Here is a 12,840-nt window from a genome sequence, read left to right on the forward strand (position 1 = left end):
GCCCCGCACCGGATCCGGTGCGGGGCCCTCCTCGTGGCGTGCGTGCTACTTGGCGACGACCATGGCGTCGCGGATCGCCCTGGTCTGGTCGGCCGCCTGGGTCAGGGTGGTCTCCTGGCCGCCGGTGAGCTGGCCGTGGCTGTTCACGTTCAGCTTGCTGAAGGTGACCCGGCCGGTGGTGGACCTGTCCGCCCACACGCAGACCGCCGGACCGGGCTTGCCCGCGATCCCGGCCACGCCGCAGGAGAGCTTCGCGGAGGAGTTCCTGGAGTCGCGGGCCGGGAAGTCGGTCAGCGGGGTGGTCCAGGTGACGTCGTCGTCGCCGGTGTTCTTCTTGGCGTCCGCGATGATCTTCCCGGGGTCGTTGAGCTTCCCGTAGACGCCGAGCACCGTGAAGGTGTCGAGGTCGGTGCCCCGGCTGTAGCTGGCCGCGATCACGTGGAGGTCCTTGCCGAAGTCCGCCGCCTCCGGCTTGTTCGGGTCGACGGCCTTGTCCTCGGCCGACTTCTGCGAGTAGCCGTCCGGGATGGTGTCCGGGGCGGACATCCGGTACCGGCCGCCCTGGTCGCTCCCGCCGAGGAACTTCCAGGCGGCGAAGCCGCCGCCGCCCAGCACCAGGGCGCCGACCACCAGCCCGATCACGAGGCCGCCCTTGCCCTTGCGCTCGGGCTGCTGCGGCTGCGGGTAGCCCGGCTGGCCGTACGGCGCCTGCGGGGGCACGCCGTACGGCTGCTGGGGCGGCGGGCCGTACGGCGGCTGGCCGTACTGGTGCTGGGGCTGGCCGTACTGCGGCTGGCCGTACGCGGGCGGGGGCGCGCCGTAGGGCTGCTGGGGCGGCGGGCCGTACGGCGGCTGCCCCCCGTACGGCTGCGGCTGTCCCTGCGGGTACTGCTGTCCCTGGCCGTACATCTGCGTCCGTGCTCCCCCGCCGCACCCGCGGCCTGTCGTGTGTCCGGTCGTCCGTGCCCGTCCGGTCCACCGGACGAGTGCCCGGGCACGCTACCGCACGGCGCCGGGCCGGGACCCGCCCGGTCCGCGCCCGGGCCCCGGACCGGAAAGCGGTTCGTGACCCACCCCCCGGTTACGTAAACTGTGCGTCGTGACCGACACGACGAACCAGCGCCCCGTGAGCACCTTTGCCGGGGACGAAGCAGCGACCCTCCCGACGACCTACACCCCCGCGGACGTAGAGGGCGAGCTGTACGAGCGCTGGGTAGACCGTGGCTACTTCACCGCGGACGCGAAGAGCGACAAGCCCGCGTACACCATCGTCATCCCCCCGCCGAACGTCACCGGCGTCCTGCACCTGGGCCACGCCTTCCAGCACACGCTGATGGACGCGCTGACCCGCCGCAAGCGCATGCAGGGCTTCGAGACGCTCTGGCTGCCCGGCATGGACCACGCCGGCATCGCCACCCAGAACAAGGTCGAGCAGCAGCTCGCCGAGGAGGGCCTGTCCCGGCACGACCTGGGCCGCGAGGCCTTCGTCGAGAAGGTCTGGGAGTGGAAGAAGAGCTACGGCGGCCGCATCCTCGGCCAGATGCGCCGGCTCGGCGACGGCGTGGACTGGTCGCGCGAGCGCTTCACCATGGACGAGGGCCTGTCCCAGGCCGTCCAGACCATCTTCAAGCGGCTCTTCGACGACGGCCTGATCTACCGCGCCGAGCGCATCATCAACTGGTGCCCGCGCTGCCTCACCGCGCTGTCCGACATCGAGGTGGAGCACGAGGAGGTGCCGGGCGAGCTGGTCTCGATCCGCTACGGCGAGGGCGACGACTCGATCATCGTGGCCACCACCCGGGCCGAGACGATGCTGGGCGACACCGCGGTGGCCGTCCACCCCGAGGACGAGCGCTACAAGCACCTGGTCGGCCGGACCATCAAGCTGCCGCTGACCGACCGTGAGATCCCGGTCGTCGCCGACGAGCACGTCGACCCGGAGTTCGGCACCGGCGCCGTCAAGGTGACGCCCGCGCACGACCCGAACGACTTCGCCATCGGCCAGCGCCACGACCTGCCCAACCTGTCCGTCATGGACGAGCGCGGTGCGATCACCGTGCACGGCCCCTTCCTCGGCATGGACCGGCTGGAGGCCCGCTCGGCCGTCGTCGGCGCGCTGCGCGAGCAGGGCCGGATCGTCGCCGAGAAGCGTCCGTACATGCACGCGGTCGGCCACTGCTCGCGCTGCCACACCGTGGTCGAGCCGCGGCTGTCGCTGCAGTGGTGGGTCAAGGTCGAGCCGCTGGCCAAGGCCGCCGGCGACGCCGTCCGCGACGGCAAGGTGGAGATCCACCCGAAGGAGCTGGAGCGCCGCTACTTCGACTGGGTCGACAACATGTACGACTGGTGCATCTCGCGCCAGCTCTGGTGGGGCCACCGGATCCCGGTCTGGTACGGCCCCGACGGCGAGGTCGTCTGCGTCGGACCGGACGAGCAGCCGCCGACCGGCGAGGGCTGGCACCAGGACCCGGACGTCCTGGACACCTGGTTCTCCTCCGGCCTGTGGCCGTTCTCGACGCTCGGCTGGCCGGAGCGGACCGCGGACCTGGAGAAGTTCTACCCGACCGACGTCCTGGTGACGGGCCACGACATCATCTTCTTCTGGGTCGCCCGGATGATGATGTTCGGCCTGTACGCGATGGACGGCGAGGCGCCGTTCAAGACCGTCGCCCTGACCGGTCTGGTGCGCGACGAGTTCGGCAAGAAGATGTCGAAGTCCTCCGGCACCGCGGTCGACCCGCTGGACTGGATGGACGCCTACGGCGCCGACGCCGTCCGCTTCACCCTGGCCCGCGGCGCCAACCCGGGCGCCGACGTGCCGATCGGCGAGGACTGGGTCAAGGGCTCGCGCAACTTCTGCAACAAGATCTGGAACGCGACTCGCTTCGCGCTGATGAACGGCGCCACCGTCGAGGGCCCGCTGCCCGCGCCGGAGGAGCTGACCGCGGTCGACCGCTGGATCCTGTCGCGGCTGAACGCCACCGTCGCCGAGGTGGACGGGCTGTACGAGGACTACCAGTTCGCCAAGGCCACGGACGCGCTGTACCACTTCGCCTGGGACGAGGTCTTCGACTGGTACGTCGAGCTCTCCAAGACCACCCTGGCCAAGGGCGGTCCGCAGGCGGACGCCTCGCGCCGGGTGCTGGGCGAGGTCCTGGACGTCACCCTGCGGCTGCTGCACCCGGTCGTCCCGTTCGTCACGGAGGCGCTGTGGACGGCGCTGACCGGCGCCGAGTCGCTGGTCGTGACCGAGTGGCCGAAGGACAGCGGCTACCGCGACGCGGCCGCCGAGTCGGAGATCGCCACGCTGCAGCAGGTGGTCACCGAGGTCCGCCGGTTCCGTTCGGACCAGGGCCTGCAGCCCGCGCAGCGCGTCCCGGCCCAGCTGGAGCTGGCCGGCACCGTGCTCGCCGTCCACGAGGACGCGATCCGTTCGCTGCTGCGGCTGACCGCGCCCGAGGAGGGCTTCGCGGCCACCGCCTCGCTGCCGGTCGCCGGTGCCACCGTGTCGCTGGACCTCTCCGGCACCATCGACGTCGCGGCCGAGCGCAAGCGCCTGGCCAAGGACCTCGCGGCCGCCGAGAAGGAGAAGGCCCAGACCACCGCCAAGCTCGGCAACGAGGCGTTCCTCGCCAAGGCGCCGGACGAGGTGGTCGCCAAGATCCGGGGCCGCCAGGAGGCCGCCGAGGCCGACATCGCCCGGATCACCGCCCAGCTCGCGGCGCTGCCGCAGGGCTGAGCCGCCCGTCCCGCCGAAGGGGCCGTACTCCGCGACGCGCGGGGTGCGGCCCCTCGGCGTTTTCCGGGTCCCGGTTCTGGTTCGGCCTCCCGGCCGCTTTCCTTACACCAAATAGCCCAGGAACATTGCTCCCTTCCGGCGAATTATCATCCTGCGACCGGGTGAGGTCCTATTCCGAGCGAATTGATTCCGGTCTTGCCCGCGCGGGTTCGCGGAAGTTTGCAGGTCCGCTGTGTACCGTGTGCACGGAGTTTCCGAATGGGCGTTTCCGCTGAGCGTTCCTGCTGAGCGACGGACGGGAGGGCATGGCGTGGTGGTGACCGAGGAGTTGGCCGACGAACTGCCTCTGGAGGCGGTCGAGGAGGCCAAGGCCAGGGCGGCGACCCTGCTGCTCGCGTTCCGGCACGGCAACCAGATCGCGTTCGACCACGAGCTGGACCTGCTGTTCGCCGAGCACGCCGAGCGCGAGGTGACCACCCTGCTCACCTGGATCGCCGCCGAGGCCGTCCGCAAGGCGTACGCCCCCGAGGTCGGCGACCGGGTGCTGCGGGCGATGGCCCGGCGCGCCCCGGAGGACACCGGCGGGGTCGAGGTGGACGAGGAGACCGCGAGCGCGGCCCAGCTGATCGAGGCGGTGGCGGCCGGCGAGGTGGCCGAGGTCCGCGGCCTGGTGGCCGCGACGCCCGACACCACCTTCCTGCTCGGCGGTCTGCTGCAGGGCGTCGCGATGATGCTGCCGCTGCTGCCCGACGGTGAACTGGCCGAGATCACGGCCGAGTTGCGCCGTCGGCACGGCGGTGCCGCGCACGTCCCGGAGGCCCGGGCCGGGGTCTGAACCCGGGCCTCCGGCAGACCGGCCGCGCCGGTTACGGCATGGCGTGCAGGTGCGAGCCGATGGTGCCGGCCACCGGATTGCCCGCCTTGGCGTCCCAGTTGGTCGACCAGGTCATCGCGCCGCCGATGCCCGGCCAGGTGGTGTCCGGCTTGTAGCTGCCGCAGTTGGTGCCGGAGGCCAGGCAGTCCAGCGCGTTGTTGACGGTGCCGGCGGCGAGGTACCCGCCGCCCGCGGCGCTGGTGGAGGCCGGCACCCCGAGGCCCACCTGGTCGGGCCGCAGCCCGCCCTTGAGCTGGATGCAGGCCAGCGCGGTGAGGAAGTTCTCGGTGCCCTGGGAGTAGACGTTCCCGTCGCAGCCGTTCATCGCGCCGGAGTTGTAGTACTGCATGTTGACGATGGTGAGGATGTCCTTCACGTTCAGCGCCAGCTTGAAGTACTCCATGCCGGTCGACTGCATGTCGATCGTCTGCGGCGCCATGGTGAGGATGAATCCGCGCCCCGCCTTCGCGGCCAGGGCGTGCAGCGCCTGGCCCATGTAGGTGGAACTGATGCCGTTCTCCAGGTCGATGTCGATCCCGTCGAAGCCGTAGCTCTGCATCAGCGCCCAGGCGGTGCTGGTGAAGGTCGCGGCGGAGGCGGAATCGCCCACCCAGACCGTGCCGTTCTGCCCGCCGATGGAGAGCACCACCCGCTTCCCGGCCGCCCGCTTGGCCGCGATGTCGGCCTTGAACTGGGCGTCGGTGTAGCCGCCGAGGCGGGAGGAGAGCGCGGGGTCGAGGGTGAAGCTCAGGCCGCCGCGGGTGGCGGTGGCGTCCGCGAAGGAGACCGCGATGATGTCGTAGGCGGCCGGGACGTCGCTGATCCGCTGGACGGTGGCGCCGTTGTCGAAGTTCTGCCAGTAGCCGGTGAGGATGTGCTTGGGCAGGTCCGGCGGCTTGCCGGTGGAGGTGGGGGTGGGCGTGCCGCTGTCGGTGGGGGTGGCCGTCGGACTCGGTGAGGCGGTGGCGGTGGCGGTGGCGGTGGCCGTCGGGCTCGGTGACGGCTGCGGTCCGCCGGGGCCGAGCAGCGAGACGTCGTCGGCGGCGAAGGCCGGCTGCCCGTACCAGCCGTGCAGGTAGACGGTGACGCTGGTGGTGTTCGGGCCGGTGGTGAAGCTCGTGGTCAGCTGGGTCCAGCCGCCGGTGCCGGGGGTCCAGGTGCTCGGATCGGTGCCGCCGGTGCCGCGGGCGCCCAGGTAGACGTACGAGCCCTGCACCCAGGAGCTCAGGGTGTACGCGGAGGAGGGCTTCACCGGGACGGTCTGGGCGCACTCGCCGGTGTCGCCCCCGGCCGGGGCGGACTGCAGGGCGTACGTGCCGGAGTGGACGGTGGTGCGCTGGACCGTACCGCTCGAACAGGTCCAGCCGGACAGGTCCCCGGTCTCGAAGCCGCCGTTGGCGATCAGGTCGGTGTCGGCGGCGTGCGCGCCGGTGCCGCCGACCAGGACGAGTCCGCCCAGGCCGATGACCAGGGCGCTCGCTCCGGCGAGCAGGGAGTGGACGGCGCGCGGGCGCCGGTGTCGGGCAGGTGGCATGACTCCGTCTCCAGTGGGGGAGGCCCGGCGGGCGCCTCGTGGGGGAGGAGCGCCGTCCGGGGTGTCGATGGTGCGCGTGCGGGAGCTACCGACAACTCAAGTCCCGGTCGGGAACGGAGACTTGCCTCACAAGGTGGAGTAGACCAATTCTGCTGTCAAGAGGACCTAGGCGGCCAGCGGTAGGGCCTGTCCGCCCGCTTGCCCGCCGGCCGGGCCGGCGAGTGCCGTGGTCAGCGCGGCGATCCGGGCCGAGGCCAGGCCGTCGCCGTACGGGCTCGGGGTGGCCGCCAGCCGGGCGAGCCGCTCGGGGGTGTCGGAGAGCCAGGCGCGGGCCAGGGTGCCCAGCTCCTCGCCGGGCCGCACCAGCGCGGCGAAGCCGGCCGCCACCGCCTCCGGGCGCTCGGTGGAGCGGCGCACCACCAGCAGCGGGCGGCCGAGCACGGTGCACTCCTCCTGCACGCCGCCGGAGTCGGAGACCAGCAGCGCCGCGTGGCACGCCAGGCCCAGGAAGTCGCCGTAGCCGACCGGGCCGGTGACGGCGAGGCGCTCCAGCAGGCCGTCCAGGCCGAAGCGCTCGACGGCGGCCCGGGTGCGCGGGTGCATCGGGAACAGCACCGGGGTGCCGGCGCGGGCGATCCGGTCCAGCTCGGCGAGCACCGCGCCGAGCGCCTCGGCGGTGTCGGTGTTCTCCGGGCGGTGCACGGTGGCCAGCACGTACCCGTCCGGGCGCAGCCCGTGCGCGGTGAGCAGCGCGGCGCGGGCGGCCTCGTCCGGCAGCTGACGGCGGACCACCTCGACGACGGTGTTGCCGGTGAGCTCGATCCGGTCCTCGGCCAGCGACTCGGCGCGCAGGTTGGCGACGTTCTCCCCGGTGGCGGCGCAGAGCAGGTCGGAGACGTGGTCGACCATCACCCGGTTGTGCTCCTCGGGCATCGCCCGGTCGAAGCTGCGCAGCCCGGCCTCGACGTGGACCAGCGGGATCTCCCGGGCGTTGGCGGCCAGCGCCCCGGCCAGGGTGGCGTTGGTGTCGCCCTGGACGACCACGGCGGCGGGGCGGTCCGCGGCGAAGGCGGCGTCCAACTGGCCGAGGGACTGGGCGATCTGGCCGGCCCGGGGGCGGCCGCCGACCCCGGTGAGCAGCTCGGGCTCGGGCAGGTCGAGGTCGCGCAGGAAGCGGCCGGACATCGCCTCGTCCCAGTGCTGGCCGGTGTGCACCAGCCGGGTGGCGTCGCCGAGTTCGTGGATCAGCGGGGCGAGCTTGACCAGCTCGGGGCGGGTGCCGAGGACGACGGCGACGCTGGACGGGGGCAGGCACATGCTCATGCGGGGCTCCGGTGGCGTGGGGGAGGGGCGAGGCGGGGAGGGCTCAGGACTCGAGCGCGGTGGGGGCGCCGAGGGCGGTCTTCTCGGCGTTGCGGCGGGTCTTGGCCCAGCCGTTGCGGTCGAGCAGCATCCGGACCGCGGCCCGGGTGGCGACCACGAACAGGTGGTAGGCGTAGAGCCAGACCAGGACGCCCCAGAGCAGCCCGGTGAGCCGGCCGCGGTCGGGGTGGACGGCCCGGCGGTAGGCGAAGCCCCAGAACACCATCGGCAGCGTGGCGAGCACGAAGGCGAGCAGCATCCACGGGCCGAACCTGAGCTGGAACTCGGCGGTCTCCTCCGGGAAGAGCACCAGCCCGGCGCCGGTGATCCCGAGCGAGAGGGGGAAGAGCAGCACCAGCAGCACGCAGACCACCGGCTGGAGGAAGGTGTACAGCACCTCGGCCTTGCCGGCCGCGGTGTAGTGCGGGGAGCGCAGCACCCGGCCGGTGTAGCGCAGGCACTGCATGTTGCCCTGGGCCCAGCGGGTGCGCTGGGTGAGGAAGCGGCGCGGCGAGATCAGGCCCTCCTGGGAGACCTGGGCCTCGGTGACGTGGGTGAGCCGCCAGCCGGCCAGGCGCAGGTCGAGGCCGGACTCGTAGTCCTCCAGCAGGGCGCGCTCCGGCCAGGGGCGGCCGGCCCGGCCCTCCTCGGCGGTGAGCGAGTCGAGGGCGGTGAGCCGGACGAACTGGCCGTTGCCGCCGAGGCCGACGCTGCCGGTGCGGCGGCGCAGCAGCTGCATGCCGGTGTTGGTGGCCTGGAACTCGACGTCCTGCATCCGCACCAGCGCGCGGGCCAGGGCGTTGGCGGCCCGGCCGCGGCCGGGCAGCGGGAGCTCGTCGTCGGCGTTGCGCATCCGGACGCCGATCTGGACGGCGCCGGTGTCGGGCCGGCCGAGGGCCTTGGGGTTGCAGACCTGGGCGAGGGTGCCGGGGTCGAGCTGCCCGTCGGCGTCGACCACGCCGATCACCACCCGGGAGCGGTCGGTGCCCTCGGGCAGCCGGGCGGAGATCTCCCGGTAGGCGGCGTTGAGGGCGGCGCCCTTGCCGATCCGGGCGTGCGGGCGGCGGCGCTGGACCAGGTGGATCCGCGGGTCGCGGGCCGCGGCGGCGAGCACCAGGTCGCGGGTGGCGTCCTCGCTGTCGTCGTCGATCACCCACAGGTGGGCCTCGGGCGCGCTGGTCCGCAGGCCGTCCAGGGTCTGGGTGACCACGGCCTCCTCGTCGCGGCAGGGGATCACCAGGTGCCACTGGAAGGCGGCGGGGTCGCCGGGTTCGGCGGGCCGGCCGTGCCGGAAGGCGTGGCGGGAGCCCGCCCAGTACACGAGGAAGCGTCCGAAGACGAGGGCCATGTAGCCGACGAGCGCCAGGGAGATCAGTCCGGCGACCCAGACGACGGCGTCCTGGCGAAGCACGATCCACTCGTGCAGGGCGTCGGGCATGGTGCAGTGCTCCCAGTGATCAAAGGCTGAAGGCTCCTATCGGCTGCGAATCGATGCTTCATTGCGGTTCAAATCGCTAAATCAATAGTAAAGGGAGGAAACTAGCTGATCATGGGAAAGAACGGGCAAAGTGGTCGTTCTCACCCCGTGAGGAGGACCCGCCAGCGCTCCGTAGACTGTGGACGTGAGCGACAAGGCCGACCCGAACCCGTACACCATCCGCCCCGCCGACGGCGGCACCGGCGACGCCCTGCGCGACGTCGAGGTGGAGCTCTCCAAGCGCTGGCCGGAGAACAAACTGGAGCCCTCGCTCGACCGGATCGAGGCGCTGATGGACATCCTGGGCCAGCCCCAGCGGTCCTTCCCCTCCATCCACATCACCGGCACCAACGGCAAGACCTCCACCGCCCGGATGATCGAGCAGCTGCTCAACACCTTCGAGCTGCGCACCGGCCGCTACACCAGCCCGCACGTGGAGTCCGTCACCGAGCGGATCACCCTGGACGGCGCCCCGATCACCCCCGAGCGCTTCGTCGAGGTCTACCGCGACATCGAGCCCTACGTGCAGATGGTCGACGCGGCGCAGCCGGTGCCGATGTCCTTCTTCGAGGTGCTGACCGGCATGGCCTACGCGGCCTTCGCCGACGCCCCGGTGGACGTCGCCGTGGTCGAGGTCGGCATGGGCGGCTCCTGGGACGCCACCAACGTCATCGACGCCGCCGTCGCCGTGATCACCCCGATCGGGCTGGACCACACCGACAAGCTCGGCGAGACCCCGGGTGAGATCGCGGTCGAGAAGTCCGGGATCATCAAGCCCGGCGCCGTCGCCGTCGTCGCCCAGCAGCAGCTGGACGCCGCCCAGAACATCCTGCGCCGGGCCGTCGAGGTGGACGCCACGGTCGCCCGCGAGGGCATGGAGTTCGGCGTGATCCGCCGTGAACTCGCCGTCGGCGGGCAGCTGGTGACGCTGCGCGGACTCGGCGGCGAGGAGTACGAGGACGTCTTCATCCCGCTGCACGGCGAGTACCAGGCGCACAACGCGGCCCTCGCCCTGGCCGCGGTCGAGGCCTTCTTCGGCGTCGGCGGCGCGCGCGGCGGGCAGCTGGACGTGGAGAAGATCCGCCAGGGCTTCTCCGGCGTCTCCTCGCCGGGCCGCCTGGAGGTCGTCCGCCGCAGCCCCACGATCGTCCTGGACGCCGCGCACAACCCGCACGGCGCCCGCGCCACCGTGGCCGCGCTCACCGAGTCCTTCGGCTTCACCCGGCTCGTCGGCGTGATCGGCACCTCCGGGGACAAGGACGTGGCCGGCGTGCTGGAGGCCTTCGAGCCGATCCTGGCCGAGGTCGTCATCACCCAGAACTCCACCCACCGCGCGATGGACGTCGACGCGCTCGCCGCCCTCGCCGTCGAGGTCTTCGGCGAGGACCGCGTCCAGGTCGAGCCCCGGCTCGACGACGCCATCGCCGCCGCCGTCACCCTCGCCGAGGAGGAGGGCGACCTCGGCGGCGCCGGGGTGCTGGTCACCGGTTCGGTCATCACGGTGGGCGAGGCCCGCCTGCTGCTCGGGAGGAAGTGACATGAGGACGCTCTGCTCCTCGACCTTGATCGGCGAAGCGCTGCTGGTTCTGTTCGCGGCGCTGGTCGCGATGCGGCTCTCCGACGTCTCCACCGCGGAGATCTGGACGGTCAGCGGCATCGCGATGGCGCTGTGCGTCCTGCTCTGCGGCATGATCGACCGCCCCGGCGCGGTGCAGATCGGCTGGGCGCTGCAGATCGGCCTGATCGCCGGCGGCTTCGTGCTGCCGACCATGTTCGTCCTCGGCGTGGTCTTCGCCGGCCTGTGGTGGTGCTCGGTGCACTACGGCCGCAAGGTGGACGCGTTCAAGGCCGCCAGGGCCGCCGCGGAGGCCGCCGCCGTACAGGCCTGAGGCCCGGACCGGCGGACCGACACGCCGTGTACGCAAGGTAATCTCTGCCCTGTCGGCGCCGCCTGTCGACCCGACTGTCTGCCGAACCGAATCCCCAGGAGACGCACCGTGTCCCAGCGCACTCTCGTCCTGCTCAAGCCCGACGCCGTCCGCCGCGGCCTGGCCGGCGAGATCATCAGCCGCATCGAGCGCAAGGCCGGCTGGCGGTTCGCCGCCATCGAGCTGCGCACCTTCGACCGGGCGACGCTGGAGCAGCACTACGCGGAGCACGTGGGCCGCCCGTTCTACGAGCCGCTGCTGGAGTTCATGACCACCGGCCCGTCGATCGCGCTGATCGTCGAGGGCGAGGAGGTCGTCAAGGGCATCCGCATGCTGGCCGGCGCCACCAACCCGCTGGAGGCCGGGGCCGGCACCATCCGCGGCGACTACGCGACGATCACCCGCGAGAACCTGATCCACGCCTCCGACTCCCCGGAGTCCGCCGAGCGCGAGATCAAGATCTTCTTCCCCGCGCACGCCTGATCCGGCGAGCAGGACCCGGGCGACACGCCCGGGGGGACGTTCGTACCGCCCCGGTCGGGACCATTGGCCCGGCCGGGGCATTCTTATCGTGAAATAGGGAACTGGCGGCGCCGACACGGCGTCCCAATCCTCGGAGATGCGATCACGCCCCGGACAATGGACGGTATGCCCCACGCCGACGTCCGCACCGAGTGGCGTGGCTACGATGGACGCGACTCAAGGGCCCGGTAAGGCAGCTCAGCTGTTCTCCGCCCACGCGTGGACGCGCGCATTCGTCCACCCCCCCTATGAACTCCGAGCCCGGGAAGGCACCCACACCCCATGGCGAGCAACCTGTCGTTCATCGGCCGCGACTTGGCGATCGACCTCGGAACAGCCAATACGCTGGTGTACGTCAGGGGCAAGGGCATCGTTCTGAACGAGCCGTCCGTCGTCGCGGTGAACACCAACACCGGCGGCATCCTCGCCGTCGGCGCCGAGGCCAAGAAGATGATCGGCCGCACCCCGGGCAACATCGTCGCCATCCGCCCGCTCAAGGACGGCGTGATCGCCGACTTCGAGATCACCGAGCGGATGCTGCGGTACTTCATCCTCAAGATCCACCGCCGCCGCTACCTCGCCCGCCCCCGCGTCGTGGTCTGCGTGCCCTCCGGCATCACCGGCGTCGAGCGCCGCGCCGTCATCGAGGCCTCCTCGCAGGCCGGCGCCCGCCAGGTGCACATCATCGAGGAGCCGATGGCCGCCGCGATCGGCGCCGGCCTGCCCGTCCACGAGGCCACCGGCAACATGGTCGTCGACATCGGCGGCGGCACCACCGAGGTCGCCGTGATCTCCCTCGGCGGCATCGTCACCGCCCAGTCCATCCGGGTCGCCGGCGACGAGCTGGACAACGCGATCGTCCAGCACATCAAGAAGGAGTACTCGCTGCTCCTCGGCGAGCGCAGCGCCGAGCAGATCAAGATGAGCATCGGCAGCGCCTTCGGCCTGGAGGGCGAGAAGGACGAGCACGCCGAGATCCGCGGCCGCGACCTGGTCAGCGGTCTGCCCAAGACCGTGGTCATCTCCGCCGCCGAGGTCCGCGAGGCCATCGACGAGCCGGTCAACGCGATCATCGACGCGGTCAAGACCACCCTCGACCAGTGCCCGCCCGAGCTGGCCGGCGACGTCATGGACCGGGGCATCGTGCTCACCGGCGGCGGCGCCCTGCTGCGCGGCCTGGACGAGCGGCTGCGCCGCGAGACCGGCATGCCGATCCACATCGCGGAGAACCCGCTCGACTCCGTCGCGCTCGGCTCCGGCAAGTGCGTCGAGGAGTTCGAGGCGCTCCAGCAGGTACTCGACGCTTCGCCGCGTCGTTGACAGGTCGCCGCGGCACCGGCACCACACGTCACATCCGACACTCGACTGAACGGGCCGCCGCCCGGGCCCCACAGCCCCGGGCGG

10 protein-coding genes are annotated in these 12,840 nt (G+C 72.0%); 6 read left to right on the forward strand and 4 right to left on the reverse strand.

Going from position 1 to position 12,840, the window contains the following annotated elements; genetic code table 11:
- Positions 1-45: 45 nt before the first annotated feature.
- A complete protein-coding gene (locus ACFU6K_RS13765) occupies positions 46-909 on the reverse strand; it encodes a hypothetical protein (protein ID WP_380662897.1) in 864 nt (287 codons plus the stop codon).
- 190 nt (positions 910-1,099) lie between these two features.
- Here ACFU6K_RS13765 and ACFU6K_RS13770 point away from each other — a divergent pair, with 190 nt between their 5' ends.
- Both ACFU6K_RS13770 and ACFU6K_RS13775 read left to right on the forward strand, forming a co-directional pair.
- Positions 1,100-3,739, forward strand: a complete 2,640-nt coding sequence (locus ACFU6K_RS13770) for a valine--tRNA ligase (RefSeq protein ID WP_380662898.1) — start codon at positions 1,100-1,102, stop codon at positions 3,737-3,739.
- Positions 3,740-4,049: 310 nt separating this feature from the next.
- Positions 4,050-4,574 (forward strand): hypothetical protein, encoded by a 525-nt coding sequence (locus ACFU6K_RS13775; protein WP_380662900.1) that lies wholly within the window; start codon positions 4,050-4,052, stop codon positions 4,572-4,574.
- A gap of 31 nt (positions 4,575-4,605) precedes the next feature.
- On the opposite strand, the gene ACFU6K_RS13780 is transcribed toward ACFU6K_RS13775, so the two are convergent.
- The 3 genes from ACFU6K_RS13780 to ACFU6K_RS13790 all read right to left on the reverse strand — a co-directional run bounded on the left by ACFU6K_RS13780 (position 4,606) and on the right by ACFU6K_RS13790 (position 8,947).
- Entirely contained in the window at positions 4,606-6,147 is a 1,542-nt protein-coding gene (locus tag ACFU6K_RS13780; protein ID WP_380662902.1) for a chitinase, read from the reverse strand.
- 165 nt (positions 6,148-6,312) lie between these two features.
- Positions 6,313-7,464 carry a non-hydrolyzing UDP-N-acetylglucosamine 2-epimerase gene (wecB, locus tag ACFU6K_RS13785; protein ID WP_380662908.1) on the reverse strand — a complete coding sequence of 384 codons (1,152 nt, stop codon included), beginning with the start codon at positions 7,462-7,464 and terminating at the stop codon, positions 6,313-6,315.
- 49 nt (positions 7,465-7,513) lie between these two features.
- Positions 7,514-8,947 (reverse strand): glycosyltransferase family 2 protein, encoded by a 1,434-nt coding sequence (locus ACFU6K_RS13790; RefSeq protein ID WP_380662903.1) that lies wholly within the window; start codon positions 8,945-8,947, stop codon positions 7,514-7,516.
- Positions 8,948-9,131: 184 nt separating this feature from the next.
- Between ACFU6K_RS13790 and ACFU6K_RS13795 the strand changes: the two genes are divergently transcribed.
- From ACFU6K_RS13795 to ACFU6K_RS13810, 4 genes are all read left to right on the forward strand, one after another.
- Positions 9,132-10,523: a bifunctional folylpolyglutamate synthase/dihydrofolate synthase gene (locus ACFU6K_RS13795; RefSeq protein ID WP_380662905.1), complete on the forward strand. Its 1,392-nt coding sequence runs from the start codon at positions 9,132-9,134 to the stop codon at positions 10,521-10,523.
- Between the two features lies 1 nt (position 10,524).
- Positions 10,525-10,875 (forward strand): DUF4233 domain-containing protein, encoded by a 351-nt coding sequence (locus ACFU6K_RS13800; protein ID WP_380662906.1) that lies wholly within the window; start codon positions 10,525-10,527, stop codon positions 10,873-10,875.
- A gap of 108 nt (positions 10,876-10,983) precedes the next feature.
- A complete protein-coding gene (gene ndk / locus ACFU6K_RS13805; protein ID WP_049648947.1) occupies positions 10,984-11,397 on the forward strand; it encodes a nucleoside-diphosphate kinase in 414 nt (137 codons plus the stop codon).
- 333 nt (positions 11,398-11,730) lie between these two features.
- The gene (locus ACFU6K_RS13810) at positions 11,731-12,756 is read left to right on the forward strand and encodes a rod shape-determining protein (RefSeq protein WP_049648984.1); all 1,026 of its coding nucleotides are present in this window, start codon (positions 11,731-11,733) and stop codon (positions 12,754-12,756) included.
- The last annotated feature ends 84 nt before the right edge of the window (positions 12,757-12,840 follow it).

The organism is Kitasatospora sp. NPDC057512, assembly GCF_042802135.1.
In the GTDB taxonomy this organism is placed as follows: Bacteria; Actinomycetota; Actinomycetes; order Streptomycetales; family Streptomycetaceae; genus Kitasatospora.

What these genes read in the sequence shown, in the direction of transcription:
- ACFU6K_RS13765 (WP_380662897.1), bottom strand. Translation starts at nt 909, where the DNA reads ATGTACGGCCAGGGACAGCAGTACCCGCAGGGACAGCCGCAGCCGTAC.
- ACFU6K_RS13780 (WP_380662902.1), bottom strand. Translation starts at nt 6,147, where the DNA reads ATGCCACCTGCCCGACACCGGCGCCCGCGCGCCGTCCACTCCCTGCTC.
- wecB (WP_380662908.1), bottom strand. Translation starts at nt 7,464, where the DNA reads ATGTGCCTGCCCCCGTCCAGCGTCGCCGTCGTCCTCGGCACCCGCCCC.
- ACFU6K_RS13790 (WP_380662903.1), bottom strand. Translation starts at nt 8,947, where the DNA reads ATGCCCGACGCCCTGCACGAGTGGATCGTGCTTCGCCAGGACGCCGTC.
- ACFU6K_RS13800 (WP_380662906.1), top strand. Translation starts at nt 10,525, where the DNA reads ATGAGGACGCTCTGCTCCTCGACCTTGATCGGCGAAGCGCTGCTGGTT.